This window comes from Kitasatospora sp. NPDC127067 (assembly GCF_042724755.1).
In the GTDB taxonomy this organism is placed as follows: Bacteria; Actinomycetota; Actinomycetes; order Streptomycetales; family Streptomycetaceae; genus Kitasatospora; species Kitasatospora lactacystinica.
Window position 1 is genome coordinate 22,625 of the sequence record NZ_JBHXEM010000015.1, and the last position, 26,088, is coordinate 48,712.

At 74.3% G+C, this 26,088-nt stretch carries 21 protein-coding genes; 17 read left to right on the plus strand and 4 right to left on the minus strand.

Features of this window, described 5'->3' with window-relative positions; genetic code table 11:
* Positions 1-71: 71 nt before the first annotated feature.
* Both ACFWJ4_RS08975 and ACFWJ4_RS08980 read left to right on the plus strand, forming a co-directional pair.
* Positions 72-1,070, plus strand: a complete 999-nt coding sequence (locus tag ACFWJ4_RS08975) for a ScbA/BarX family gamma-butyrolactone biosynthesis protein (RefSeq protein ID WP_380541041.1) — start codon at positions 72-74, stop codon at positions 1,068-1,070.
* Positions 1,071-1,362: 292 nt separating this feature from the next.
* Positions 1,363-1,893, plus strand: coding sequence for a DUF5959 family protein (locus ACFWJ4_RS08980; protein WP_380541044.1), 531 nt, complete (start codon positions 1,363-1,365; stop codon positions 1,891-1,893).
* Between the two features lie 7 nt (positions 1,894-1,900).
* Here ACFWJ4_RS08980 and ACFWJ4_RS08985 read toward each other — a convergent pair whose 3' ends face one another.
* Positions 1,901-2,194, minus strand: coding sequence for a hypothetical protein (locus ACFWJ4_RS08985; protein ID WP_380541047.1), 294 nt, complete (start codon positions 2,192-2,194; stop codon positions 1,901-1,903).
* Positions 2,195-2,267: 73 nt separating this feature from the next.
* Between ACFWJ4_RS08985 and ACFWJ4_RS08990 the strand changes: the two genes are divergently transcribed.
* Positions 2,268-2,936, plus strand: coding sequence for a response regulator transcription factor (locus ACFWJ4_RS08990; RefSeq protein ID WP_359900828.1), 669 nt, complete (start codon positions 2,268-2,270; stop codon positions 2,934-2,936).
* Positions 2,937-3,032: 96 nt separating this feature from the next.
* Here the strand turns inward: ACFWJ4_RS08990 and ACFWJ4_RS08995 are convergent, their stop codons facing one another.
* The 3 genes from ACFWJ4_RS08995 to ACFWJ4_RS09005 all read right to left on the minus strand — a co-directional run bounded on the left by ACFWJ4_RS08995 (position 3,033) and on the right by ACFWJ4_RS09005 (position 6,646).
* The gene (locus ACFWJ4_RS08995) at positions 3,033-4,331 is read right to left on the minus strand and encodes a sensor histidine kinase (RefSeq protein ID WP_380541050.1); all 1,299 of its coding nucleotides are present in this window, start codon (positions 4,329-4,331) and stop codon (positions 3,033-3,035) included.
* A gap of 153 nt (positions 4,332-4,484) precedes the next feature.
* Positions 4,485-5,876: an FtsX-like permease family protein gene (locus tag ACFWJ4_RS09000; RefSeq protein ID WP_380541053.1), complete on the minus strand. Its 1,392-nt coding sequence runs from the start codon at positions 5,874-5,876 to the stop codon at positions 4,485-4,487.
* A 5-nt stretch (positions 5,877-5,881) separates the two neighbouring features.
* Positions 5,882-6,646: an ABC transporter ATP-binding protein gene (locus ACFWJ4_RS09005; RefSeq protein ID WP_380541225.1), complete on the minus strand. Its 765-nt coding sequence runs from the start codon at positions 6,644-6,646 to the stop codon at positions 5,882-5,884.
* A gap of 174 nt (positions 6,647-6,820) precedes the next feature.
* Between ACFWJ4_RS09005 and ACFWJ4_RS09010 the strand changes: the two genes are divergently transcribed.
* From ACFWJ4_RS09010 to ACFWJ4_RS09075, 14 genes are all read left to right on the plus strand, one after another.
* On the plus strand, positions 6,821-7,036 hold the full coding sequence (locus tag ACFWJ4_RS09010) for a hypothetical protein (protein ID WP_380541056.1): 216 nt from the start codon (positions 6,821-6,823) through the stop codon (positions 7,034-7,036).
* Positions 7,033-7,761 carry a hypothetical protein gene (locus tag ACFWJ4_RS09015; protein WP_380541059.1) on the plus strand — a complete coding sequence of 243 codons (729 nt, stop codon included), beginning with the start codon at positions 7,033-7,035 and terminating at the stop codon, positions 7,759-7,761. The genes ACFWJ4_RS09010 and ACFWJ4_RS09015 overlap by 4 nt, the downstream gene beginning before the upstream one ends.
* A 65-nt stretch (positions 7,762-7,826) precedes the next feature.
* A complete protein-coding gene (locus ACFWJ4_RS09020; RefSeq protein ID WP_380541062.1) occupies positions 7,827-8,732 on the plus strand; it encodes a ketopantoate reductase family protein in 906 nt (301 codons plus the stop codon).
* Between the two features lie 182 nt (positions 8,733-8,914).
* On the plus strand, positions 8,915-9,310 hold the full coding sequence (locus ACFWJ4_RS09025) for a hypothetical protein (protein WP_380541065.1): 396 nt from the start codon (positions 8,915-8,917) through the stop codon (positions 9,308-9,310).
* A 622-nt stretch (positions 9,311-9,932) separates the two neighbouring features.
* Positions 9,933-11,666 (plus strand): peptidoglycan-binding protein, encoded by a 1,734-nt coding sequence (locus ACFWJ4_RS09030; protein WP_380541068.1) that lies wholly within the window; start codon positions 9,933-9,935, stop codon positions 11,664-11,666.
* A gap of 19 nt (positions 11,667-11,685) precedes the next feature.
* Positions 11,686-12,162, plus strand: a complete 477-nt coding sequence (locus tag ACFWJ4_RS09035; RefSeq protein ID WP_380541071.1) for a hypothetical protein — start codon at positions 11,686-11,688, stop codon at positions 12,160-12,162.
* Between the two features lie 186 nt (positions 12,163-12,348).
* Positions 12,349-14,196 (plus strand): phage tail sheath family protein, encoded by a 1,848-nt coding sequence (locus ACFWJ4_RS09040; protein ID WP_380541074.1) that lies wholly within the window; start codon positions 12,349-12,351, stop codon positions 14,194-14,196.
* Between the two features lie 7 nt (positions 14,197-14,203).
* The gene (locus ACFWJ4_RS09045) at positions 14,204-14,728 is read left to right on the plus strand and encodes a phage tail protein (protein ID WP_049649365.1); all 525 of its coding nucleotides are present in this window, start codon (positions 14,204-14,206) and stop codon (positions 14,726-14,728) included.
* An 11-nt stretch (positions 14,729-14,739) separates the two neighbouring features.
* Positions 14,740-15,471, plus strand: coding sequence for a hypothetical protein (locus tag ACFWJ4_RS09050; protein ID WP_380541077.1), 732 nt, complete (start codon positions 14,740-14,742; stop codon positions 15,469-15,471).
* Positions 15,464-16,162, plus strand: coding sequence for a hypothetical protein (locus tag ACFWJ4_RS09055; RefSeq protein ID WP_380541080.1), 699 nt, complete (start codon positions 15,464-15,466; stop codon positions 16,160-16,162). The genes ACFWJ4_RS09050 and ACFWJ4_RS09055 overlap by 8 nt, the downstream gene beginning before the upstream one ends.
* A gap of 37 nt (positions 16,163-16,199) precedes the next feature.
* Complete coding sequence (locus ACFWJ4_RS09060) at positions 16,200-17,468, plus strand: DUF4255 domain-containing protein (protein WP_380541083.1); 1,269 nt, start codon at positions 16,200-16,202, stop codon at positions 17,466-17,468.
* A gap of 20 nt (positions 17,469-17,488) precedes the next feature.
* Positions 17,489-19,468 carry an ATP-binding protein gene (locus ACFWJ4_RS09065; RefSeq protein ID WP_380541086.1) on the plus strand — a complete coding sequence of 660 codons (1,980 nt, stop codon included), beginning with the start codon at positions 17,489-17,491 and terminating at the stop codon, positions 19,466-19,468.
* The gene (locus ACFWJ4_RS09070; protein WP_380541089.1) at positions 19,459-19,839 is read left to right on the plus strand and encodes a hypothetical protein; all 381 of its coding nucleotides are present in this window, start codon (positions 19,459-19,461) and stop codon (positions 19,837-19,839) included. The genes ACFWJ4_RS09065 and ACFWJ4_RS09070 overlap by 10 nt, the downstream gene beginning before the upstream one ends.
* Positions 19,836-26,072: a DUF4157 domain-containing protein gene (locus ACFWJ4_RS09075; RefSeq protein ID WP_380541091.1), complete on the plus strand. Its 6,237-nt coding sequence runs from the start codon at positions 19,836-19,838 to the stop codon at positions 26,070-26,072. The genes ACFWJ4_RS09070 and ACFWJ4_RS09075 overlap by 4 nt, the downstream gene beginning before the upstream one ends.
* Positions 26,073-26,088: the final 16 nt, after the last annotated feature.

The window sequence follows — 26,088 nt, forward strand, 5'->3', positions numbered from 1 at the left end:
ACCGGTAGGTACGTATCTTACGAGCCCTGAGCAGCCCACCCCGCCCATCACGGCCTTTCGGAGCGCTCCCCATGACTCTGCTTGCCTTCCGCACGCCCGCCTCCGCCCTCGCCACCGGCCCGGACTCCCGGACGATCCCCGGCCCGGCCGCAGCGGCGGCCCCGGCGCCTCGCCTGACCAGCACCGTCGCCAAGGAGTACGTGCACCGGGCCTGCCACGCCGAGGTCTTCATCACCGGCAGCGAACAGCTGACCGACACCGCCTTCGCCGTCACCGCGCAGTGGCCGCGGGCGCACACCTTCTTCTGCACGCCGGACGGCACCCGGCACGACCCGATGCAAGCAGCTGAAACGATCCGCCAGGCCGGCCTCTACCTTGCCCACACCCGGTTCGGCGTACCGCTCGACCACAAGTTCATGATGTGGAACCTCGACTACACCACTCAGCCGCGGCAGTTGCCGATCGGAGCGGCACCGACCGACCTCACCTTGGAGATCCAGCTCCTCGCCCAGCCGCGCCGCTCCGGCACCACGGTCGACTTCACGCTGGAAACCGTCGTCCGACGGGGCGCCCAGCTCGCCGCCACCGGGTACGCCCGGTTCACCACCGTCCCGGACTCCACCTACCAGCGGCTGCGCCGGGGGCGCCAGGACGCCGAGCACCCCTCGGCGCCGACCGTGACCGCCGAGCCGCTCCCGCCGGCCCGGGTCGGCCGACTCCGCCCGAGCGACGTCGTCCTGACCCCGGCCGACGCCCCCGACAGCTGGCACCTCACTCCCGACTTCCGGCACCCGATCCTCTTCGACCACGCCAACGACCACATCCCCGGCATGGTGCTGCTGGAGGCGGCCCGGCAGGCGGCCAACGCCCTGAGCAGCCCGGTCACCGTCACCCCGGCCGCCGCGGCCACCACCTTCCACCGGTACGCCGAGCACGACGCGCCCACCACGATCACCGCCCGGCACACCCCCGGCAAGGAGCCGGACAGCCTCACCACCACCGTGACCGGCCATCAGCACGGCGAACCGATCTTCACCACCGTGCTCACCGGCCACCCGGACCACCGCTGACCCGACGGCCGCGCCGCCGCGCCGACCGGGCAGCCGGTGCGGCCCGAGCAGCGGTCCGCACCCGCCGCACCACTGGACGCACCCCCGCCACGCGGACCGTTCGCCGGCGGCAGGCAGTACGCGTCCAGGAGGCCGTCCGCGTGCCGACGACGCTTGCCGGGGCGGCGCCCCCTGGCACAGGGCGTTTCCTGCCCGTCGGCGACGACCGGAACATCCCGATTCCGGGCTGGCACCGGGGCGAACACCTGCGCAAGGATGTCAGCCCCTGATCCGCTGCCAACAGGAGCACGCCGTGAGCGAAGTCGCTTCGCAGCAGAACGAGTTGATAAGACTGACCGACCGTCCCGGAACCGACGACGCCCCCGGCCGCGACGGGCGGACCGGCGGCCGGAACGTCCGGGTACGGGTGCTCGGACGGCACGCACCGGGCTCCCTGCTCGGACACGACTGGCTGGACTGCGAGATCACCGTCACCGCCGACTCGGTGCGCGGGCAGTTCGTCACGCTGGTGACCGACCGCCATCTCACCCAGTGGGAAACGGCTTTGGAGCGGCTCGGGCGCGGCGCCGCGGTCCGCTGGCTGGACGAGGAGCACGGCCCGGAACTGCGGATCGAGCCCGCGCGGCCGGGCGGGCTCTGGGTGACCGTCTCGGACGCGGAGGAATCGGGCGTCACGCTCCGGGTCGTCCTCTCCCCCGCTCCGGACTGGCTGGACGAGCAGCGCGCGCTGCTCAAGCTCGTCCGGGAAGCCTATCCGGTCGAGGTGGTCGAGCTCGCCCCGGGCCTCCATGCCTGGCGCGGAACCCCGGCGGAGGAGAGCTGATCATCCGTCATCCCCGAGTCCGCACAGGACGTCCCAGCCGGCCGAGCGAACGGTCGGGCACGGTGAGGAGGAAGAGCAGGGCCGCGCCGCCGAGCATGAACAGCGCGAGGCGGTGCAGCCCGCCCGTGGTGGCACCGTGCGGGAAGAAGGCGGCGTTCGCGGCCGAGGCCGCCATCGCGCCGAGGTACATGAAGGTGCGCAGCAGCCCGGCCGCCGAGGCGATGGCGGCCGGGTCCGCCTGGTGGTAGAGGGCGGTCTGGGTGCCGAGCCCGATCAGCCCCTGCGAGACGCCCGCCAGCACACCGACCGCGAGTCTGGACTGTCCAGTCTGGACTGAAGGATTTCCCGGGAACGGCGGGCCGGATAATGACGGCATGATCGACAATCAGCTCCGCGTCGTCCTCGCCGAGGATTCGGTGATCCTCCGGGACGGCATGGTCGAACTCCTCACCGCCCGTGGGTGCGCGGTGGTCGCCACCGCCGGTACGGCGCCCGAGCTGGTGGCCGCCGTCACCGAGCACCGGCCCGACGTGGCCGTGGTGGACATCCGGATGCCGCCCACCCACACCGACGAGGGCATCCGGGCCGCGGTGGAGATCCGGGCCGCCCTGCCCGAGGTCGGCATCCTGGTCTTCTCCCAGCACGTCGAGACCGTCTGGGCGGCCCGGCTGCTGGCGGCCGGCGCAGCGGGCATCGGGTACCTGCTCAAGGAGCGGGTGGCCCGGACCTCCGAGTTCGTGGACGCCCTGCACCGGGTCGCCGCGGGCGGCACGGCCCTCGACCCGGAGATCGTCAACGGCCTGATGCACGGCGGGCGGCGCAGCCGGGTGGACGCGCTCACCCCGCGCGAGCGGGAGGTGCTGGAGCTGATGGCGCAGGGGCACTCCAACCGCTCGATCGCCACGCTGCTGACGGTCTCGGAGCGGGCGGTGGAGAAGCACGTGGCCGCCGTGTTCGGCAAGTTCGACCTGCCCGCGACCGACGCCGACAACCGGCGGGTCAAGGCCGTGCTCGCCTACCTCGCGGAGAGCGGCGCCTCCTGAGTCGACGGACCCGGAACGACGACGCCCCGAGACCTGCAGCCCCGAGACCGGCGGCCCCGGAGGGCAATGGCCCCGAAGGCAATGCCCGTGCCCCCGTCAGAGCCGGCCGGGCAGCTCGGCACCGACCACCGTCGGCCCACCGGGCGGGCTGTCCACCCGCAGCGTCCCGTCCACCGCCGCGAGCCGCTCGGCCAGGCCGGCCAGGCCGGTGCCCGCGCCGATCGCGGCGCCGCCGCGCCCGTCGTCGCGGACGGTCAGCCGGACCCTCCCGTCGGCCGCGGTCACGGTCAGCTCCGCCGACCGCGCGTCGCTGTGCTTGGCCACGTTGGTCAACAGCTCGGCCGCGCAGAAGTAGACGGCCCGCTCGATCACCTCCTCCGGACGCTCCCGCAGGTCCAGCCGGACGTCGACCGGCACCGGAGAGGTGGCGGTCAGCCCCGGTAGGGCCTGGGCCAACCCGCCGTCCAGTGCCACCGGGTGGATGCCCCGGGTCAGCCGGCGCAGGCCGGCGATGGTGTCGTCGGTCTGCGCACGGGCCCGGTCGACCAGGGTGCGCAGCCGCCCGAGGTCGGGCCCGCCCGAACCGGCCGGTCCGCCCGTGGAGGAAACACCCCCGGTGGGAACACCCCCGGCCGGTCCGCCCCCCGAGGGAACGCCCTCCGCCAGGACGTCGTCGGCGAGTGACAGGGTGATGGCGAGCGCGACCAGCTGCGCCTGGGTGCCGTCGTGCAGGTCGCGTTCCAGGCGCCGCAGCCGGTCGGTGTTCTCGGCCAGCAGGGTGGCCCGGGCGTTCTCCAGCTGACGCACCCGCTGCTGCGAGCGCACCGGCCCGAGCAGGGCGCGGGCGAGCGTGCGGTCCGCTTCCCCGAGGGAGCGCACCGCGGCGGGGACGACGGCCAGCACCGCGAGGCCGATCGGGACCGCTCCCAGGTCCAGCAGGCCGATCGACCGCGGGCCCGGCTCCATCATCCGCACCCAGAGCGGGAAGCCCACCAGCCAGACGCTGCCGAGCGGCAGCACGAACACGGCGAGGAACCCGAGCACGCCCAGCGGCAGCCGCAGCAGGAGGTAGAGCAGCGTTCGCCAGGCCACCGGGTCGGTCAGCATCGCCCGGCCCCGGGCGAACACCCCGGACGGGCGCGGCAACGGCGGCGGCGCGGGCACCTCCTCCCGGAGCAGCCGCCCGACCAGCCACCGGTGCAGCCCGCCGAGCCGCCTCGCCCCGAGCAGCGCGGCAGCCACGAACGGCAGGCCCAGCACGGTGAGCGAAAGCAGCGCCCCGGCGTAGAGGACCGCGACGGCGTACACCCCGCCGAGCACCCCGAGCGGCAACCCGAGCACCGCGAAGGCCAGTTCGCCGCCGCTCACCGACCGGTACCGCCGCCGCTCAGCCACCGTCCACCTCACCGTCCACCCTCCGACCGGCCTCCAGCATCCACCAGGTATCCGGAGCCACCGCACCCACCTGCCCCTCCGTCCGGGCGGCCCGCGGACCACCACGTCCCGGCGGCCCGCCCACCGTCGACGCCCGCCTCGGCCTCCCTCGTCTCACCGCCGTTCCCCGCCCGTCGACGCCACCGCCGAGCCGCCGACCGCCCACAGCCCCGTGCCCACGATCCCCGGTACCGTGAGCACCGCCGCGCCCAGCACCACCCGGGCGCAGGCCGCGCCCGGCACCACCGGGACCACCGAGCCCGTCACCGCCAGGCTGAACGCCCCCGAGGCCGCGGCCGCCACCGCCGCACCGAGCAGCACCCCGATCGCCGTGGTCAGGACCGCCTCCACGGAGAGCATCCGCAACAGCTGGCGCCGCGTCGCCCCGACCAGGCGCAGCAGCGCGAACTCCCGGCGCCGCTCGGCGGTCAGCGCCACCAGGGTGTTGACCGTGGAGACCGCCGCGAAGCAGACCAGCAGTCCGAGCTCCATCTCGCGCAGCCAGATGTCGCTCTCCTTGGTGACGCTGGTCGCGGCTCCCGTCGCCCGGGCCACGTGCTCCGCGGTGCTGGTCAGGGTCAGCATGGTGCCACAGAGCCCGACCAGCAGCGCGACCGGCACCACGGCCGAGGAGAGCCGGGCCGCGTAGCCGCGGAGGTTGGCGTCCGCCAGCCAGCCGGCCCTGGGCACGAGCGCCCGCGCCGGGGCGCCGAGCACGGCCGCCAGGCCCCTCGCCGCCACCGGCCCCAGCAGTCCGACCGCGATCAGCAGCACCAGCGAGCCGAGCAGCGCGGCCTGCCCCGCCTTGTCCAGCTCTCCGGCCGGCCGGCTCGCGGCCAGTCGCAGCAGCAACCCGCCGCCGGCGAGCACCGCCACCCCGGCGAGCACCCGCAGCGCGCCCGTCCGCCGCGGCCCGCCCGCGCCCTCGGTCAGCGCGACGGCCGGGGCGGGCCGGGTGATCCGGCGGGCCGCGACCGCGGTGGCCGCCAGGCCGACCAGCAGGGCCACCCCGAGCCCGACCAGCGCCGGCACCGGCGCCCCGGGTACGCGGAGCCCGGGTGCCGCCATGCCGCGCCGCTGGAGCGCGGCGAGGAAGACCCGGGCCGCGAGGAAGCCCGCCAGGCCGCCCGGCACGGCCACCAGCAGGGCCGTCGCCACCACCTGCGCGCGCACCACCCGGCGGGCCTGACGGGGCGTAGCCGCGACGGTGCGCAGCAGCGCCAGCTCCCGGTGCTGCTGGCGCAGCGTGAAGCCGAGCGCGTTGACCACGACGAACAGCGCGACCAGGACGGCGATCTCGCCGAACGCGCCGGCGATCAGCACCAGGCCCGGCCCGGACACCGTCGTCCGCGACACCGCGGCCGGTGCCGTGACCTGCGCGGCGACCAGCGACCCGAACAGCGTCACCGCCGCCACCGCCAGGAACAGCGCCGTTCCCAGCCCGGCGAAGGAGGCCGGGCGGCGGCGGATCTGCCCCGCCGAGAGGCTCAGCACGGGACTGCTCACGGCACTCACCCGCCCAACCGGCTCAGCCGCTCGCCGACCTGCGCGGCCGTCGGCCTGATCAGCTCGTCCACCAGCAGGCCGTCGGCGAGCAGCAGCACCCGGTCCGCGTACCCGGCGGCGACCGGGTCGTGGGTGACCATCACACAGGTCTGTCCGTCGACGTCGACGCCCGCGCGCAGCAGGCCGAGGACCTCCAGCCCGGTGGCACGGTCCAGTGCGCCGGTCGGCTCGTCGGCGAACAGCACCTCCGGCCGGGAGACCAGGGCCCGGGCTATCGCCACCCGCTGCTGCTGACCGCCCGACAGCTGCCCGGGCCGGTGCCGCTCGCGCCCGGCCAGCCCGACCCGGGCCAGCGCCTCCCGCACCCCGCCCCGCTCCGGCGGCCGCCCGGCCAGCCGCCCTGGCAGCTCGACGTTCTGCGCGACCGTCATCGCGGGCATCAGGTTGAAGGCCTGGAACACGAACCCCACCCGGGTGCGGCGCAGCTCCGCGAGCCGCCGTTCGGGCAGCCCGGACACCTCGGTGTCGCCCCACCGCACGGTGCCCCTGGTCGGGCGGTCCATCCCGGCCAGGCAGTGCAGCAGGGTGGTCTTGCCGGATCCCGACGGCCCCATCACCGCCGTGAACGTCCCCGGCGCGAAGCCCACCGACACCCCGCGCAGCGCCCGCACGGCCGCCGCGCCGCGCCCGTACTCCCGGTGCAGTCCGACCGCGCTCAGGGCCGCGCCCGTCATCCCGTCGTTCGCCGCCGTGGTGGCGGCTGTCGTCATCCCGTTCATGCCCTCCATCGTGGGCGTCCGGGGCCGGGAGATCGATTGTGCTGGCACCCGAATCCGGGGTTCGGAAAACCGAACCCCGCAGGTGGTGCTACGCCCCCTCGGGCCTCTTCCGCCCGTCCCCACCCCGCCTCCCGTCGAATCCGCCCGACGGGGAATCATGATCCGGTGACCATCGACCTGCTGCCCGGCCGCGGCCTCCGGCTGCCCGCCCCGGGCCGCGAGCCGCACCGAAAGGAGCCGTTCTCCTCAGGCCCCCTCCCCCGCTCCGCCCCCGCAGAGCACGACGCACCGACCAAGCACTGCGCACCGACCGAGCACAACGCACCGACCAAGCACTGCGCACCGACCGAACACGACGCACCCACCGAGGCCGCCGCATGATCCCCCTCCCGACCGGCACCGCCACCGGTCCGCACGACGCCGCCTACCTGCCCCGCCGCCGGCTGTCCCCGCGCCCGGCCGAGCGAGCGATCACCGCACCGGTCCCCAAGCTCGGCGGCGAGCCGTGCTGGCTGGCCGAGCCCACCTGGCCGCTCGCCCCGACCACCGGCGAACCGCTGGTGTTCATCGGGCAGTTCCCCGTCCCTGGCGAGCCCGGCCGGCTGGCTTACCTCTTCCTGGAGGAGGAGGGCGAGATCATGGGCGGCCTCGACCCGGAGCGGGGCGACGGCCTGCTGCTCGTCCAGCCGGGCGGGCGCATCCCGCCGTTCGCCGTGATCGGCCCGCCCGGTACCCGGGGCCGTACGCTCTGGCGCTGCGAAGCCGACGGCGAGCGGACGCCGGTCGAGTACCACCTGGACGTGGTGCCGCTGTCGGACGACGTCGACCGGGCGATGGACCAGCGGGCCGCCTTCCAGCGGCACCTGCGCGACGAAGGCCCCGAGGTGCCCTTCCCGGACGGCGACCACGTGTACGACCATCTCGGCGGAGACCCGTCCTACGCGAACGGCCGGGCCCGGGTCCCGGCGCCCTGGCAGTACCTCTTCGCCCTCGCGGACGCCCCGGACGAGGGCGATCCGTACTTCCTCAACTTCGGTTACGGCAACGGCTTCGGCTTCCTCAGCCCGGACGGCCTGGAGGGTCGGTTCTTCTGGGAGGGGTCGTAGCCGGGCCCGCCCCTCCGCCTCCCCCTCCCTCCCTCACCCACCCACCCCCACCCACGGGAGTCACCATGACCACCACCCCTCTGACCGTCGCCGTCCTCGGGCCGGGCGGCGTCGGCGGACTGATCGGCGGGCTGCTCGCCCGCGACGGCCACCGGGTCGTCTGCCTGGCCGGCGAGGAGACCGCGGCCGCCGTCCGGCGGGACGGACTGCACGTCCGCAGCGGCCGGTTCGGCGAGTTCACCGCCCGGGTCGAGGCCGCGACCGAGCTGCGCGAGCCGGTCGACGCGGCCTTCGTGACGGTCAAGGAGACGGCGCTGGCCGCCGCCCTCGACCGGATGCCCCCGGAGGTGCTCGGCACCGGGATCGTGGTGCCGCTGCTGAACGGCCTGGACCACATGGCGCTGCTGCGCGAACGCTACCCGGCCGGGCACGTGGTGGCCGGCACGATCCGGGTCGAGGCCACCCGGACGGCGCCCGGGAGGATCGAGCACACCAGTCCGTTCGCCGCCGTCGAGCTCGGCCCGACCGCCGAACCGGCCTCCCCCGTGGCCGGGTTCGCCGAACGGCTGCGCCACACCGGGCTGGACGTGACGCTGCGCGAGGACGAGACGGCGATGCTGTGGGGCAAGCTCTCCTTCCTCGCTCCGTTCGCCCTGCTCACCACCCGCCACGCGAGCGGGATCGGCGCCGTGCGCACCGAGCACCGGGCCGAACTCCTCGCGGTGCTGGACGAGATCACCGCCGTCACCCGGGCGGTCGGCGCGCCGGCGGACGCGCAGGCGCTGCTCGCCTCCTTCGACCGCCTCCCCGCGGCGATGAAGTCCTCGATGCAGCGCGACGTGGAGGCCGGCCGGGCGACCGAGCTGGACGCCATCGGCGGCGCCGTGCTGCGGGCGGCCGACGCCCACGCCGTGGCCGCCCCGACCATCGCCCGCCTGGTGCGCGAGCTGTCCGGGTCCGCCAACCGGTAGGGACGGGAGAGGTGTTCACCCCACGCACGGCGCCCGTGGGGTGAACGCCACGCCCACACCTCTTCCCTCACATGACTGAACCTCACCTTCCGTGACGGGCAAAGACTTTCCCAACGGTTCACCCGGTCTTCCGGAACCTCCGCACGGCGGAACGGCGTTGATACGGCGGGAGGGATAGAGACATGACAAGGAAGCCGTACCGATTGGCCGCCACCACGCTCGCGCTGCTCCTCGCGGCCCCACTGTTCACCGCGTGCGACGCCGACAAGGCCCTGGACTGCGGAAAGCGGGCGATCAGCCTCACCGGCGACGTCCAGGACCTCGCCGATTCGGCGATCAACGTGGGGCAGATCACCGACGAGAACCGCCGCAACCACACCGTCGAGGCCTTGCGGAAGGTCGCCGACGACGCCAAGAAGATCCGCCAGGACGGCGGGGACAAGATCGACCCCGCGGCCGACCGGCTGGCCAAGGCCGTCAACGACGCGATCGACCGGGTCTCCAAGGGCAAACAGCCCGACTTCAAGCCGATCACCGACGCCGCCGGCGACATCGGGAAGGCCTGCGCCGACTCCTGACACGCCGGCGCGCTTCCCGGTTCCCGCACCGCCCGCACGCCCGCCGCCCGCTCCACCGGCTCCCGGCCCGGCACACAGCCCGGCCGGGAGCGCGATGGGCTGGCAGGCCGTCACGGACCCTGCCGCATCGTTCACGAGCGCCGGCCACCCGCGCCGCTGCCACGGCATGCGCAGGGCTCACCCGTTGACGGGACAGGGCGGCCAGGACCGCCCTGCACCCGCTCCCACCCCGGCCCGCCCTACCGCGTCCTCGACCTGCGGCAGGCCGCCCGCCGCGACCCCGGCCGCGCCGACCGACGCCCCGGCGCCGGAGCACATCCGCTCGGCGCTACCCATCCGGGGCACCCCCGGCCGGCCCGACCACGCCCCCCTGACCACCGGACAGCCCCCCTGAACACCCTCGCGTCGGCGTGTCGTCCGGCAAATGTGCCAGTGGCACAGGTCTGCCGAACGGGCCACTCGCAGGAGGCCCGCAGAATCAACAGAACACCTTCAAATCAAGAGAGTTGACGCTCAGTCAGTTGTCATGTGGAGTGAACATGACGCTCTGGCCGGCGTCGGCGCCCCGAGGGATGGGGCCGGTCGGCCGTGGCTGCCATCGGCGCAAAGGGGGAGCATCCTGATGGCATACGCGAAGGGTTATGACGTCTCCGACTTCCAGTCGGGCATCCCGGGGGACGCGGAATTCGTCTTCATCAAGGCCACCGAAGGCGGCCACACCGGCCAGTCGGGGTACACCGACAAGCTCGCGGACGCCCGGGGGCGCGGGCTGGTGGTCGGGCACTACCACTTCCTGCACGCGGAGAACCCGGTCGACGGTGAAGTGGAGCACTTCTGCCGGGTCGTGGGGCAAGTGCCCGCGGGCGAGCTGCTGGTGCTGGACTTCGAGCCGTACGGCCAGTCGGTCAGCGACGGCGACGCGACCGAGGCGAAGAACCGGTGGCTGGCGGCGGTCAAGCAGCGCTACCCGGACCGCCTGGTCGGGCTCTACACCAACCGGGACTACTGGTTCCGGACGGACGACAATGCCGGTGACTTCCTGTGGATAGCGGACTACGTGCCCGCGGGTTCGCCGCGGATCCAGGCGTCCTGGCGCTTCCACCAGTACAGCGACGACCCGCTCGACGCGGACGTGTTCAACGGCTCGCTGGACGAGTTGCGGGCGTGGGCCGGCGCCGACCGGACCCCGGCCCCCGAACCTCCCGCGCCGACCCCGACCCCGGGGCCGCAGCCGCCCGACTGGCCGGGGCTCCAGCTGGTGCCCCGGGACCAGTGGGGCGCGCAGCCCTGGCGCGAGCCCAACGGTTCGATCCCGTACGCCGGTCCGCGCGCCGGAGTGAAGGTGCACTATCTCGGCACGGCGTACACCTTCGACAGCCACGACACCTGCCCGGCCTACGTACGGCGCCTCCAGGCCTCGCACATGGACGACGACGGCTGGTCGGACATCGGCTACAGCTTCGTGGTCTGCGAGCACGGCCACGTGTTCGAGGGCCGCGGGCTGAACCGGCGCAACAGCGCCAACGGCGACGTCCCGCTCAACGAGGCGCACTACGCGGTGTGCGGGCTGGTCGGCGCCTCCGGTTCGACCGTGCCCACCCCGGACCAGCTCAACGGGCTGCGGGACGCGATCGAGTACTGCGAGCAGCAGGGCCCGGCGGGCCCGGAGATCAAGGGGCACCAGGACGGCTACTCGACCGACTGCCCCGGCCCGGCGCTTTACGCCTGGGTGACGTCGGGTGCGCCGCGCCCCTCCGGCACGGTGGTCACCCCGCCCCAACAGCCCGCGCCCCAGCCGGACCCGACCCCGGCCCGGTACCGGAACAGCGTCGGCGGCCTGCCGTACGGCTACGGCGCGCACGGTCCGCAGGTCACCCTCGTCGGCGAGGCGCTGGTGGCGGCGAACTTCGGCTCGCACTACAACCAGGGCCCCGGCCCGGACTGGACCGACGCCGACACCCTCAACTACGCCGACTTCCAGCGCAGTCTGGGCTACTCCGGCGGGGACGCGGACGGCGTGCCCGGCGAGGCCTCGCTGCGCCGGCTGCTCGGCGGGGCCGTCCCGCTCGCCGAGGTGTCGAAGTCGAGGGTGGTCGCGGCGGCCCGCCAGGACCCGGACGCGACCCAGGGCGCCACCACGTACCCGGACGACGTGTACACGGTGGAGCGGGCGCTCGTCGCCGAGGGGCTGCTCGACCGGCAGTGGGCCGACGGCTCGTTCGGCACGAAGACCGTCGACGCCTACGCCGAGTTGCAGCGCCGGTACGGGTACGGCGGGCAGCAGGCGGACGGCATACCCGGCATCAACTCGCTGACCCGGCTCGGCCAGGCGTACGGCTTCACCGTCGTCGGCTGACACCGGCCGAGGAGGACAGATGTACCAACTCGCCCTGTCCCTGTGGCGCACGTGCGTGCCCTACATCGTCGCGTTCCTCGTGGTGCAGGCCGCGCGGCTCGGCATCCACCTGGACAACGCCTCCGTCACCTCCGCCCTGGTCACCGGCTTCGGTACGGTCTACTACGCCGCGTTCCGGTTCCTGGAGCACCGGTTCGGCGCGAGCTGGGGCTGGTTCCTGGGGGCCGCCCGGCCGCCGTCCTACCAGCCGCCGGTCCCCGCGCCCGCGCCCGCACCCGCGCCCGCACCCGCCGCACCCGCACCCGCCGCACCTGCGCCTGCGCCGTCCGCACCCACGCCCGCACCGGCGCCGGAGCCCGCGCCCGCGCCCACGCCCGCACCCACGCCCACGCCCGCGCCCGCAGCGACGCCCACGCCCACGCCCACGCCCGCAGCGACGCCGCCGGACCCCACGCCGGCCCGACCCGACTACCGGAACCTGCCCGAAGGCGGCTGACGGGCACCCGCACAAGGGTTGCGGACCACCATATTCCGCAACCCCGAAATCAGGCCCAGTAATACAATTAGCCTTTTACGTTCAGGCCTTGACGAATTGTCACCTGAATCTGAGACTGAGCCTGCCACCAATGCATCCGGATCCCATTCAACGGCCTCTTGATGCACGAAGTGAACGGAGGGGGAATTGCCGACGACACCGACCTACCCGGGCGTCTACATCGAAGAGCTTCCCAGCGGCGTCCGTACCATCACCGCGGTGAGCACCTCGGTGACCGCCTTCGTCGGGGCCACCCGGCGCGGCCCGCTCGACCAGCCGGTCACCATCACCAGCTTCGCGGACTTCGAACGCCGTTTCGGCGGACTCGCGGATCAGAGCCCGGTCAGCTACGCCGTCCAGCAGTTCTTCCTCAACGGGGGCTCGGTCGGGGTCGTGGTCCGGGTCGCGGCGGCCGGCACCGGCGCCGCCGCGGGCGTCACGCTCAACTCGACGCAGTCCTCCACCGCCACCCCGGCCCTGGAGGTCACGGCCGTCGAGCCGGGACTCTGGGGCGGGGGGCTGCGGGTCGCCGTGGACTACCGGACTCCGACCCCGGCCGAGACCTTCAACCTCCAGGTCTTCGACACCTCCGGCGCCGTGCGGGAGTCCTTCGCGGACCTGTCGGTCCGGGCCGCCAGCCCCCGGTTCGCCGAGACGGTGGTGAACAGCGGCTCGGGCGTCGTCCGGGTCAAGGTGCTCGCGGAGAGCCGGCCGGACCCGGTGGGCACCGTCTCCAAGCCCTTCGCGGCCACGCTGCCGGACCTCACCCACGAGATCCAGGTGAAGATCGCCGACGTCTCGCGGACCGTCAAGATCTACGACCCGGCCGCGGACGGCACCGCGCCGACCACCGTCCCCGAACTCGCCCTGCTGCTGGAGCGCAAGCTGCGGGCCCTGCCCGACTCCCCGGGCAAGCGGGCCTTCGCGGGCACCCGGGTGAGCGTGTTCGGGCGGCAGCTCCAGGTCGTCGCCGGCTCCACCGACCCGGCCGACGTGGTGCGCTTCCTCGGTGAGGCCGCCAACAACCTCGGACTGGAGGGCTCGGTCAACCCGCCGGTCCTCGCCCTCGCCGGCGGCCAGGACGGCGCAGCCCCCGGCATGACCGACCTGATCGGCAGCGAGGCCGGCAAGACCGGCATCCAGGCCCTGCGCGACGTGCCGGACGTCAACCTGCTGGTGCTGCCGGAACTGGCCGGCTACGCCAGCGTGGACGACGCCGTCACGGTCGTCTCGGCCGCCCAGGCACTCTGCGTGGAGCAGCGGATGTTCCTGATCGTCGACTCGCCGCAGGCGTGGACGACACTGGACGCCGCCCGGGCGGGCCTGTCCGCCTTCGACTCGGTCCGCAGCGACCACGCCGCGCTGTACTTCCCGCACCTGGAGCTGGTCGACCCGCTCACCGGCCGGCTGCGCAGCTTCCCGCCGTCGGGCACCATCGCCGGCGTGATGGCGCGCACCGACGGCCAGCGGGGCGTGTGGAAGGCACCCGCGGGCACCGAGGCCGGACTGCCCGGGGTGCGCGCGTTGACCGTCCCGCTGACGGACCGGGAGAACGGCCTGCTGAACCCGCTCGCGGTGAACTGCCTTCGGACGTTCCCGGTGGTGGGCCCGGTGGCCTGGGGCGCGCGGACCATGGCGGGCGCCGACGCGCTCAGCTCGCAGTGGAAGTACGTCCCGGTGCGGCGCCTGGCGCTGATGCTGGAGGAGAGCCTCTACCGCGGCACCAAATGGGTCGTGTTCGAGCCCAACGACGAGCGGCTGTGGGCGCAGATCCGGCTGAACGTGGGCGGGTTCCTGCACTCGCTGTTCCAGCAGGGCGCGTTCCAGGGCACGTCGGCGCGCTCGGCCTATTTCGTCAAGTGCGACAAGGACACCACCACGCAGGACGACATCAATCGCGGTGTGGTGAACGTCGTGGTCGGATTCGCGCCACTCAAGCCCGCGGAATTCGTGATCGTCAAGATCGAGCAGCTCGCCGGACAGTTCGAGGTTTAGGATCTCCATGGTCGAGTTCACCGTCAATCCGCACCGGTTCGATCCGTACAAGAATTTCAAGTTCCTGGTCGTCTGGGACGGTCGGGTCGTCGCCGGAATCAGCAAGATCAGCCCGCTCAAGCGCACCACCGAGGTGGTGAAGCACCGCAGCGGGGGCGATCCGAGCGCGCCGCGCAAGTCGCCGGGGCGCACCGACTTCGAGGCGGTCACCCTGGAACGCGGGGTCACTCACGACCCGGAGTTCGACCGCTGGGCCAACAAGGTCTGGATGGTCGGCGCGGGCCGCGGGGCGGAGGTCTCGTTGCGGGACTTCCGCAAGGACCTGGTGATCCAGGTGCTCAACGAGGCCGGTCAGGTGGCGGTCGCCCACAAGCTGTACCGCGCCTGGCCGAGTGAGTACCAGGTGCTCGGCGAACTGGACGCCAACGCCAACGCGGTGGCGATCCAGAGCCTCAAGCTGGAAGTGGAGGGCTGGGAGCGGGACGAGGAGACGCCCGAACCGGAAGAGCCCTCGTTCCAGCAGCCGGCCTGAGCGGCCGACCGATGGAACTCGCCGGCGAGGCCGCCCTGTTGGCCGCCTGGGAGACCGGGCTGGCGGCCGGCCGCACCGGGCGGGCCCTGCTGCTGCACGCCGTCGCCCGTCCGGGCGCCGGGACGGAGGAGCTGCTGGCCGTTCCGCTCGGCCATCGGGACGCCGAACTGTACGGCCTGCGCGCCGAGTTGTTCGGCGAACGGCTCAATGTGCGGGTCAGCTGCCCGAGTTGCGCGGAGGAGATGGAGTTCGCCTTCGACTCCGGGGAGGTGGCCGGTGCCGCGCGGCCGGCGGACGGCCCGCTGCGGGTGGAGCTGGACGGCTGGCAGGTCGGCTTCCGGCTGCCCACCCCCGGCGATCTGGCCGCCGCCGAACAGGCCCCCGCGGACCGGGCCAGGGCCGTGGTGCTGGAGCGGTGCGTGCTGATCGCCGAGCACGGCGGGGAGCCGGTCGCCGCCCGGCAGCTCCCCGAACCGGTCCAGCGGCGCATGGCCGAGGCCGCCGCCGCAGCCGACCCCTGCGCCGACGTCCGGCTGCACCTCGGCTGCCCCGAGTGCGGCGAGCAGGCCCTCGCCGAGCTGGACATCGCCTCCTACCTCTGGGAGGAGCTGGACGACTGGGCCCGGGCGACCCTGCTCCATGTCCACCTCCTGGCCACCGCCTACGGCTGGAGCGAGGCGGAGATCCTGGCGCTCAGCCCACTGCGGCGCCGCTACTACCTGGAGCTGTGTGCAGATGCCTGACCACTTCGACCGCCTGGTGGCGAAGGGCGGCCCGGGCAGGGACCGGAGCGGGGTACGGGTGCGCCCGCGCCTGCCGGGGCCGTTCGAACGGCTCGACGCGCTCGCTCCGGCGCCGCCAGTCGTGGACGAGGAGTCGTTCGGGCCGGGCCGCTCGGGCGGACGACCCGTTCCCGTGCCACTCCCCCGGCCACCGGCGGCACCGCCCGCGGCGCCGGTCGAAAGAGCGCTGCGGGCGGTGGTCGGTGAGGACAGGCCGGCTGTCGCACCCGTCCTTCCGCTGCCGCGCACCCCGCTGCTGATCGCGCCGCCGGTCACCCCCGCTGCCGCACCGGCCGTCGAGCCGGCGGTGCGGAGGGAGGCCGGCCGCCCGGCAGCCGTACCGACGCCCGTCACCGCACGGCACCTGGCGGCCGCCCCCGAGCCGCCGACCGCGGCACCGCCCGTACCGGCCCGGCCGGCCGCCGCACCGGCGTCCGTACGGCGGGCCGCCGGGGCAGCTGCTCCGGGCCAGGCGCACGGGACCGGGGCCCGGCGCCGGCAGCGGCCGGTCGAGCGGGTGGTACGGGTCCGGATCGGGCGGGTCGAGGTCAAGGCCGCCCGGAGCACCCCGGCCGGACCGCCCAAGCCGGCGGCCGCCCGCCCGGGCCCGGCCCTCGACCTGGACAAGTACCTCGACCGGGGGACCTCATGAGCGGGCGGGTGCGGCACATGACCGAGGGGACGAACCCGTGAGCAACCACCTCGCGATCGCCACCGTGAGCGAGGCGCTGCGGCTGCTCATCACCCGAGCGCTCTCGCCCGACATCCCGTTCGCGGTCGAGGTCGGCGCCCGCAAGCCGCCGACCGAGCCGCCCGCCGACCCGACCATCACCGTCTTCCTCTACCAGGTCACGGCCAACGCCTCGCTGCGCAACCGCGACGCGCCCACCCGCGCGACGGACGGCACGGTGCTGGCCCGGCCGGCCGCCGCCCTGGACCTGCACTACCTGATCAGCTGTTACGGCGAGGAGTCCCAGCTGGTCGGCCAGCGGCTGCTCGGCTGCGTGGTCCGGGCACTGACCGAACAGCCGCTGCTGTCCCGGCAGTTGATCGAGGAGGCAGCCGCCCAGCCGTACCTGCTGGGGACGGACCTGGCCGCCTCGCCGCAGCGGGTGCGCTTCACGCCCACGACGATGGACGTCGAGGAGCTGTCCAAGCTGTGGAGCACGCTGCTCCAGACGCCGTACGCGCTGTCCGTGACCTACCAGGCCGCCGCCGTCCTCGTGGAGGGCAGGGTCGATCCGGTGGCCGGCAAGCCGGTGCTGCGCCGTACCGTGCGGGCCGTGCCGTCCCGCGGGCCGGTCGTGGAGCGAGTGCTGTCCCGGCCCGCCGGGTCCCCCGGTGCTCCCGAGGAAGGGCCGGTGACCAAGGACCGGGAACTGGTGCTGGAGGGCACCGGCCTGCGCGCCGACCTGGTCGTGGCCCGGCTGGGCGAGCGGCGGGTGCCGGTCGACCCGGGCGGCGTCCGGGACGACCGGCTGGTGGTCGCCGTCCCGGAGGACCTGCCGCCCGGCGTGTACCAGGTGCAGGTACTGCACGGACTGGCCCTGGACGGCAGGCCCGCCGCCGACCACCTCGCGCTGGAGTCCAACGCGCAGACCTTCGCCCGGCAGCCGCGGATCGTCGGGCCGATCGGCACGGCGGACCGCGGCGACGGACCCTCCGGGGTCTCGGCCCGGCTGGACGTCCGGCTGGACCTGCCGCTCCGGGACGACCAGCAGGTCCTGCTGCTGCTGGACGAGTTGCACCCGCCCGCCGGGCGGCGCGGGGCGAGCCACCAGTTCCGCGCGCCCGCGCCGCCGCAACCGCGCACCGACCCGTACGAGGTCCGGGTGCCGGTCGTCGGCGTGCGCCCGACCGCGTACCTGGCCCGGGTCCAGGTGGACGGCGTGCCCAGCGAGTTGACGGTGTCGAGCGACGGATCGTTCAACGGTCCCGTCGTGGACCTGACGCACTGACCGCAGGACGGGGGACCCGGATGAGCACGAGTCGAAGGCAGGGCCGCGACGGCCCGGCGGACGAGCCGCACCGGCAGGCGCTGTCGGCCGCGGTCGCCGCCGTGCTCGACCGCGTCGACGCGCACGCGGCCGGCCGCGACGCGGGTGACCCCGCGTCGTCCGACAAGCCCACCGGCCGCCGGGGCGGACGGCGGCAGCCCACCACCGCCCTGGACGCGCTCAGCGCCTCCTTCGGGCTCACCCCGTTCGAGCGCGACGTCCTCGTGCTGGCCGCCGCTCCCGTGATCGACCCCACCGCCGCCGCCCGGTGCGCCGCGGCCGGCGGCGACCCCGGGCGCGCTCACCCGACCTTCTCGCTCGCCCTCGCCGCCCTGGGCCAGCCGCACTGGAGCGCCCTCACCCCGGTCGGCCCGCTGCGCCGCTTCCGGCTGGTCGAGCTGGACGACGAGACCGCGATCACCGCCTCCCGGCTGCGGATCGACGAGCGGGTGCTGCACTTCCTGGTCGGCGTGCCGTACCTGGATGTGCGGCTGCACGGCCTGCTCACCCGGGTCGGGCCGCCCGGCGAGCTGCCCGAGCCCCACGAGCGGTGCGCGGCCGAGCTGGCCCTGGGGTGGACCGCGGCCGGGCTGACCGGCCCGCCGCACACCGAACTGACCGGCGCCGACCGCCGTACCCGCTGGGAGATCGCGGCGGCGGCGGCCCACCGCGCCGGGCTCGGCCTCTACGCCGCGCACCGCGAGGACCTGCCCACCGAGCCCGCCGAGCGCGAGCAGCTCGCCCGGCTGTGGCAGCGGGAGGCGATCCTGCTCCCGGCCGCGCTGCTGGTGGAGGGCGGCGAGCCGGGCCGACAGCACCCGCGGTCCCCGAACGGCACGGAGGCCTTCCTCGCGAGCCTGGCGGTGCCGCTGGTCGTCTCCGGCGACGAACTCCCGGCGGAGGGGGCCTCGGACCGGGCCAGGCTGACCGTGCCCGCGCTCGGCCCCGAGGAGCAGCTGGCGATCTGGGCCGCGGAACTGGACGGTGCGCCGGGGGTCACCGAGGGCGAACTCCGCGCGCTGGCCGCGCAGTTCTCGCTGCCCGGCCATGTGATCCGCGCGGCCGCGGCGACGGCGCGGCGGGCGGCCGAGGACGGCCGGGACATCGGCCCGCTGGCCTGGCACGCCGGTCTGACGGAGGCCCGGATGTCCCTGGAGGAGCTGGGCCGGCGGATCGAGCCGCGGGCCGGCTGGGAGGACCTGGTGCTGGAGGAGCGCCAGCGCTCGATCCTGCGCGAGATCGTCGCCCACGTCCGCCGGCGCGGCACGGTCTACCAGGAGTGGGGCTTCGAGTCGGTGCTGCGCCGCGGCCTCGGCGTCACCGCGCTGTTCGCCGGCGGTTCGGGCACCGGGAAGACGCTGGCGGCCGAGGTCGTCGCCGGGCAGCTCGGCGTGGACCTGTTCGTCATCGACCTCTCGCAGGTCGTCAGCAAGTACATCGGCGAGACCGAGAAGAACCTCCGACGGGTCTTCGACGCGGCCGAACGCGGCGGCGCACTGCTGCTGTTCGACGAGGCCGACGCGCTGTTCGGCAAGCGCAGCGAGATCAAGGACAGCCACGACCGCTACGCCAACCTGGAGGTCAGCTACCTGCTGATGCGGATGGAGGCCTACCGGGGCCTGGCCGTGCTCACCACCAACATGAAGAAGGCGCTGGACCCGGCGTTCATGCGGCGGATCAGGTTCGTGGTCGACTTCCCGTTCCCCGGGGTGCCGGAGCGCGCCGAGATCTGGCGCCGGGTCATCCCCAGGGAGACCCCCAGCCAGGGCCTCGACCCGGAGCGGCTCGCCCAGCTCACCGTGGCCGGCGGCTCCATCCGCAACATCGCGCTGTCCGCCGCCTTCCTGGCCGCCGACGAGGACTGCCCGATGCAGATGCGGCACCTGCTGGCCGCCGCGCGCACCGAGTACCTGAAGCTGGAGCGCTCGCTGACGCCCTCGGAGGTCGGCGGATGGATCTGACCGAGGGGGCTGCGACGGGGAGGGACGGCGCCGGGCGGAACGGGGCCGAGCCCGGTGGCGCCGAACGGGCCGAGCCCGGGCACGGGGGCGCCGGGCGGATCGAGGTCGAGATCGGCGAGCTGGTACTCGACGGCTTCGCACACGTCGACCACGACCGGCTGACGGCGGCGTTCCGGAGCGAACTGACCCGCCTGGTCGAGGCGCGCGGCGTGCCGCTCGCGGTCGGCGGCGACCGGACGCTGGACCTGCTCTCCGGGCTGCCGCCGCTCCCGGCCGGCGCCTCACCGCAGCGGCTCGGCGAGGCGCTCGCCCGCGCCGTGCACACCGGGCTGTCCGGCGGTGGCCGGCCGCCGGGACGGGGGCGGACATGACTCGACCCGCCCTCGCGACCAAGGACTCCGCACCGGACACCGAGCGGGGCACGGCCCGGCGCAGGACCCGGGCGCCGAAGGCCCGTACGCCCGAGCCCAAGGAGATCGTCTCCGGCGCCGGCCAGCCGCTCGACCCGGGCGTGCGCCGGGAGCTGGAGGCGCGGCTCGGGCACGACCTCAGCCGGGTCCGGGTGCACACCGACCGGGACTCCGCCGCGCTGACCGAGCTGATCGGCGCGGACGCCGTCGCCGTCGGCCCGGACCTCTTCTTCGGCGAGGGCAAGTACCGGCCCGCCGCCGAGGACGGCCGGCGGCTGCTCACCCACGAGCTGCTGCACACCGTCCAGGTCCCGAACCCGCTCGGCGCGCTGCGGGCCGGCCGCGACCTGGGCGCGGTCAGCCTGCCGCAGGACGCGATCGAGCGGGAGGCGGAGCACGGCGCGCGCGACGACCGGCCGACGGCGGCGACGCCGGGTGCCACGCCGGGGTGGCTGCGCTACGCGACCGTCGACGCCGACCGGTTCCGCGCCGAGCGGCTCGACCCGGCCACCCTGGTCGACCGGCTGGCGGCCGGCATCCTGCGCTCACTGCGCGGCGACCCGACCGACTCCGCCGGCCGGGTCCGCTGGCAACTCGCGCGCTTCGCCCCCGAGTTGCAGGCCTCCGTGCTGGAGCGCCTGGAGATCCGGCTGCCCTCCTCGGACTACACCCGGGTGCTGGAGCTGGTCGAGGCCGCCGAGCACCGCCCGGCCGACCCGGACGGCGCGCAGACGCCCGAACCGGTCACCGATGCCGCCGACCGGACCACCGACGACCGCGAGCGGACCGACCGGAAGGACTGCGGCGAGCAGGACCGGCAGCGGCAACTCGACGAGGAGGCACGGCAGTCGGACGACCCGAAGGGGCGGCGCAGGCGCCGCAAGGGTCACGGTGACGCGGAACACCCGGAGGAGCGGGGCGAGCAGCAGGACGAACGGCAGGCACCACCCACGGAGGCCGAGGCCGCGCAGCCGCGGGCCGATCAGGCCCGGCCTCCTGGGCAGGCGCAGCCGTCGACCGTCGAGGCGGCCCCGGAGGCGGGCCCGGAGCAGTCGCCCGCGCCGGCCGAGGAGGCCGCCGCCCAGCCCGTGGCCGCCGTCGTACCGGGCCCTCCCGAAGCCGGGCAGCCGGACGCCGGGCAGCCGGACCCCGCCGTCCAGCCCTCGGCCGGCACGAAGCCGCAGGACCCCGCCGCCCGTCCGCTGCCGCAGCCCGCGCCGGTCAAGCCCGAGCGCCTGGACGCGGTCGCCCGGGCCGAGGACGGTCCGCCGGCTCGGCACGGGCTGCTGGCGGGAGACCACGAGAAGGCCGAAACCCCGGACGAGGAACGGCCGTTGGGCATGGAGCCCGACGCGGAGTCCGAGGTCCAGGACGGACCGGGCAAGGAGCAGGACCGGCAGCCGGTGTCAGCCGACGCCGGGCCGGAGATCTCGCCCGGGGACTTCCTACCCTCATCCGACCTCGACGTGTCGGCCGTCCCGACAGCCGATCGGATCAGCCTGTCACCGGACGGCACTCCGGCCGGGAACGCCGAGGCCCCGGAGTTCCCGGAACCGCCCGCGACCAAGGCCGACCAGGTGCAGGCCGAGCGGGACGGCCGGCCGGAGGAGGACGCGGAGCCTGCGGCGGCACCGCCGGAACAGGCGCAGCCCGGGGCGGCACCGCCGGCCGCCCCCGAACCGGCCCCCGCCCCCGAGGCCGAGGACCGCAGCGCCCGCGACCTCCAGCCGGAACAGCCGGTCGAGCAGGAGATCGGCCCCGAACCCACCGCGAACCCGGCCGCCCCGGCGCCGGCCGCCGCCGAGCCCGCCCCGGTGGAACCGCACCGGCCCGACACCCCCGCCGAGGAGGCGCGCGAGGCCGAACCGGCCCCCGAACCGGCCGGCTCGCCCGAGCCGGGCGGCGCGGAGCGCACGGCCGCGCCCACCACGGCAGGCCCGGTCGGCGGGGACGGCCCGGGCGGTGACGGCGCCGGTCCGGACACCGGCGGGCCCGAAGCGGCACCCGGCGCGGACTCCCCCGGGACCGCCGCCGAGACCGCCCCCGGTCCGGCGGCCGAGCAGGCCGACGCGCCCGCCGGACTCGCCGGCCGGCCCGCCCCGGACGCCTCCCTGGAGTCCGGCGGCGGCGCCTGCGCGGGCCCGCAGCAGCCCACCACCGAGGCGGAACCGGACGGTGCCGGAGCCGGTGGCTGCGCAGCGGGGGGCGGCGCAGCGGGCGCCCCGGGCCAGCAGGAGCAGAAGCCCGTCCCGCCCGACGTCTCCGGCCAGGACCCGCAGAGCGCGCTCGCCACCGCCGCGAGCCTGCCGCCCGATCGGATGGTCACCACCCTGGACGGCGTGGACGGTTCGGTGGACCGTACGGTCGGCGAGCAGCAGGCCCGGCTGCAGGCCGCCCCGCCGACCGTCCGGCGCCCGTCCGGAGCCCCGCAGACCCGGTCCGGCACGCCCGAGGCCGCGCCGCCCGCCGAGGCGGTGACGGAGCGGCTGGAGCGGGTCGGCCCGCCGGGCGCGGACGGCGAGCAGCAGCGGGCCGAGGAGAAGAAGGTCGAGGGCCGCAACCCCGGCGACCGGGTCGCCCCGCCGCACGTCGCCGACGACCCGGGCAACCAGGTCTCGCCGCAGGAGGTCCAACAGGCCCAGGTCGCGGTCGACGGTGTGCCCTCGTCCGACCCGGCGCTGAACACCACCGTCGGCCCGGCGCCCAAGGTCGAGCTGACCGGGGAGAGCGACCCGGCGCGCACCGACCGGCAGACCACGAAGCTCAAGGAGAGCTCGACCAGGATCCTCGGCGTCGGCCGGGAGGACGCCGCCAAGCCGATGGGCGAGGACCGGATCTACCCGGACGTGCCGAAGGAGACCCTCACCGCCTCCGTCCCCGGGGGCGGCCGCGGGCGCGGGGGCGCCGGTGCGCGCGGCGCGACCGACACCAAGCCGGGCATCGGCATCGTCACCCAGCAGGAACGCGGCCCGCAGATCCAGGCCGCGGTCGGCCAGGGGCAGGGTCGACTGGGCTCCGCCCAGGCCGAGCAGAAGCAGGGCGAGGCCGAGGCACGGCGGCAGAACCAGGCCGAGATCGACCAGGCGGTGGCCGACAACGCCGAGGCCCAGGCCGGCGAGCGGGGCGAGGCCGCGGAGAGGGTCCGGGCCGAGCGCGAGCAGTGGCGCACCGAGCAGGACCGGAAGGTCTCCACCGCGGACCAGGACTCCGCCGCGGAGCACCAGGACAAGACCGAACAGATCGGCAGGAAGCGCACCGAGGCCGACAAGGACGTCCAGGACCGTCAGCAGCAGGACAACCAGAAGATCCAGGACAAGCGGAAGGAGGCCGAGGAGAAGGCCCAGAAGGAGAAGGACCGCAAGAAGGAGGAGTCCGAGGGCTGGTGGGGCTGGGTCAAGTCCAAGGTCAAGGCGGCCTTCGACGCGCTGGTCGAGGCGGTCACCAAGGTCTTCGACTTCTTCCGCGGCCTGATCAACGACATCATCGACGGCTTCCGGAAGTTCGCGAACTGGGCGATCGACCAGGCGCGGAAGTTCGCCGTCGACCTGATCGACAAGCTCGCGGACGCGCTGATCAAGATCTGCGACGTGCTGCTGGCGGCCTTCCCCGAACTGCGGGACAGGTTCCGCAAGAAGATCGAGGAGTGGCGCGACAAGGCCGTCGCCAAGGTCAACGAGTGGGCGGACAGGCTCAAGAACGCCGTCAACAAGCTGCTCGACCTGCTGGCGGCCGGGCTGAACGCGCTGCTCAACGCGCTGGAGGCGGGACTCAAGGCCGCGATCGAGGCGGTCCGCAAGACCGTCATGGACGCCATCGACTTCGTGCAGAAGGCGATCGCGGTCTTCGGCGAGTTCGCGGTCCTGATCGGCGACATCGCCTCCGACCCGGGCGGCTGGCTGAAGAAGCTCGGCAGCGCCGCGATCGACGGCATCCAGCACTACCTGTGGGGTGCGATCAAGAGCGCGGTCAAGCAGTGGTTCAACGAGAAGGTCGAGTCGGTGGTCGGCCTGACCTCCACCATCGTCAACGTGCTGGTCAAGGGCTGCATCTCGATGGCCCAGATCGGGCGGATGGCCTGGCAGGCGATCGTCGCCTCGCTGCCCGGGATGATCGTCTCGATCGTGATCGAGAAGCTGGTGTCGCTGATCGTGCCGGCGGCGGGCGCGATCATGGCGATCATCCAGGGGCTGGTGGCGGCGTGGAACACCATCAGCAAGATCGTCGCCGCGATCGGGAAGTTCGTCACCTTCCTCAAGGCGGTCAAGTCCGGTTCGGCCGCCTGCCTGTTCGCCGACGCGGTCGCGGCGGGCGTGGTCGCGCTGCTGGACTTCATCTCCAACTTCCTGCTCAGCAAGCTCAAGGGAGCCGGCAAGGCGGTCGGGACCAAGCTCAAGGGGATCGCGCAGAAGATCCTCAAGGGCCTGGCGAGGGCCGGCCGTGGCGCCCGCAAGGCAGCCGGCCGGGCCGTCAACAAGGCCCGGGCGAGCCTGCGCCGGGCCACCGGGTCCCTGCGCAAGCGGCCCTCCCCCGGCCGCACCCGCCCCGCGCGAACGGGCCCCGCCCGGCAGACCGTCCGCCACGCGGATCGCCACCCGTCGACCACCTCCGGACGCCCCCGCCGCGAGGTCACCCGCCCGAAGCCCGCCTCCCGCCGCCACCCCGTCTCCCCCGTCGGCCGCGCCCTCAACGCCTCCCGCCAGACCGTCAAGGCCGCCCTCAACCGGGTGCGGACGGCCGCCCGCACCCTCGGCCGCAAGCTCCTCAACAGCAAGTTGGGCCGCGCCCTCACCAACGGCGCGCACAGGCTCCGCGACGCCTACCGCAAGCAGCGCGACCGCCTGCGTGCCTGGCACCGGAAGCGCCAGCAGCAACGCGCCCAGCGCCGCGCCCACGAGAACTCGCCGGAGGCGAAGCAGAACCGCCTCGACCTGATCGCCGCCCGCATCCGGCCACGGATCCAGCGCCTGCTCCACCGAGGCGTCCGGGGCCCGGTGCTGCGGGCGCTGCTCGCCGCGATGCGCATGTGGTACCGGCTGTCGAGCCTGGGCATCGAGGGCGACAGGAACTTCGCCGTCACGGCCACCCTCAATCCGCAGGTGAAGCTCACCGACGCGCTCACCCTGGACGAACGGGACCTGCTGGCGATGCTCGACGAGCTGTCCGCCGAGATCCTGAACCACTCCCGGACCGTCAGCGGTGCGAATCGGATACACCGGAAGGACGACGATTCGGCGGCGGACCAACGGCGGTTCGGAGTCCCCCAGGGAGTCGGCTTCGCCTCGATGGCCCGGTTCATGAACCATCAGGGCCCGAGCATGGCGGGCTTCGAGTACACGAACGAGAGCGCACACGACGTGTTCGAGTTCGAGGACGGGCCCGACCGGACCCCGGCCGCCGTCACGCACACCGTGCTGCGCGAGACCAACAAGATGCGCAACGCCCAGCAGAAGCGGATCGCGGCCGGTGCCGACAAGGAGGAGCAGGAGAGCCTCCGGGCGGTCGAGAGCGCCCAGCGCCTCCAGCGAGCCGTGATCAAGCGGCAGCACGAGAACGGCCAGGCCGAGGAGCATCTGCGCTACCGGGGCCGCAAGAACCGTGCCGGCACGTTCAAGGAGGGCATCGCCGAACGGATCCTCAACGACCCCGACCACAACCGCGAGGTGGTCGAGGGGGTCCGGACGATGGCCGCCGGCGGCCGGGTCGACGGCCAGGTGGGGCGCGACGCCGCGTTCCTCGGCAGCCTGATCATGGGCAAGGAGGTCCACCGTAACGAGCGGTCGATCATCCACTCGGGGATGCTGCTGCAGATGGCCGCCGAGGGCAGCCGGGTCTCCGGGGTCGCCCCGACCGCCGACCCGAAGACCAGCCTCCCCGGCCTCCGGGTCCACCGAGGCGAGGCGATGCCCGTCGCCGAGGCGCTGAAGTACCTCCCGATGGAGGGGGGAGGTGCCATGGAGCAGGCCAGGACGCTCGACCGGCAGCGCGCGAAGGAGCGTGAATCGGGTGCGGACACGAGCGAGAAGGCCTTCAACGGAAAGAATGTCCAGGGGCTGGCCAACCGTGAAATCCTGGTGATCCAGATGTGGATCAAGTCCCTTGACATCAAGACCGAGAAAGGAAGCGAGATCACCACTCTCGAACAACTCAAGGGCCGGATCCGCGAAAAGCTTTTCCACTTGTACGGACTGAAGTAGCTCCCCGAGGTGATCG

What these genes read in the sequence shown, in the direction of transcription:
- ACFWJ4_RS09025 (WP_380541065.1), top strand. Translation starts at nt 8,915, where the DNA reads ATGACAAGGAAGCCGTACCGATTGGCCGCCACCACGCTCGCGCTGCTC.
- ACFWJ4_RS09005 (WP_380541225.1), bottom strand. Translation starts at nt 6,646, where the DNA reads ATGACGACAGCCGCCACCACGGCGGCGAACGACGGGATGACGGGCGCG.
- ACFWJ4_RS09075 (WP_380541091.1), top strand. Translation starts at nt 19,836, where the DNA reads ATGACTCGACCCGCCCTCGCGACCAAGGACTCCGCACCGGACACCGAG.
- ACFWJ4_RS09035 (WP_380541071.1), top strand. Translation starts at nt 11,686, where the DNA reads ATGTACCAACTCGCCCTGTCCCTGTGGCGCACGTGCGTGCCCTACATC.
- ACFWJ4_RS08990 (WP_359900828.1), top strand. Translation starts at nt 2,268, where the DNA reads ATGATCGACAATCAGCTCCGCGTCGTCCTCGCCGAGGATTCGGTGATC.
- ACFWJ4_RS09070 (WP_380541089.1), top strand. Translation starts at nt 19,459, where the DNA reads ATGGATCTGACCGAGGGGGCTGCGACGGGGAGGGACGGCGCCGGGCGG.
- ACFWJ4_RS09065 (WP_380541086.1), top strand. Translation starts at nt 17,489, where the DNA reads ATGAGCACGAGTCGAAGGCAGGGCCGCGACGGCCCGGCGGACGAGCCG.
- ACFWJ4_RS09055 (WP_380541080.1), top strand. Translation starts at nt 15,464, where the DNA reads ATGCCTGACCACTTCGACCGCCTGGTGGCGAAGGGCGGCCCGGGCAGG.
- ACFWJ4_RS09030 (WP_380541068.1), top strand. Translation starts at nt 9,933, where the DNA reads ATGGCATACGCGAAGGGTTATGACGTCTCCGACTTCCAGTCGGGCATC.
- ACFWJ4_RS09045 (WP_049649365.1), top strand. Translation starts at nt 14,204, where the DNA reads ATGGTCGAGTTCACCGTCAATCCGCACCGGTTCGATCCGTACAAGAAT.
- ACFWJ4_RS09015 (WP_380541059.1), top strand. Translation starts at nt 7,033, where the DNA reads ATGATCCCCCTCCCGACCGGCACCGCCACCGGTCCGCACGACGCCGCC.
- ACFWJ4_RS09050 (WP_380541077.1), top strand. Translation starts at nt 14,740, where the DNA reads ATGGAACTCGCCGGCGAGGCCGCCCTGTTGGCCGCCTGGGAGACCGGG.
- ACFWJ4_RS08975 (WP_380541041.1), top strand. Translation starts at nt 72, where the DNA reads ATGACTCTGCTTGCCTTCCGCACGCCCGCCTCCGCCCTCGCCACCGGC.
- ACFWJ4_RS09020 (WP_380541062.1), top strand. Translation starts at nt 7,827, where the DNA reads ATGACCACCACCCCTCTGACCGTCGCCGTCCTCGGGCCGGGCGGCGTC.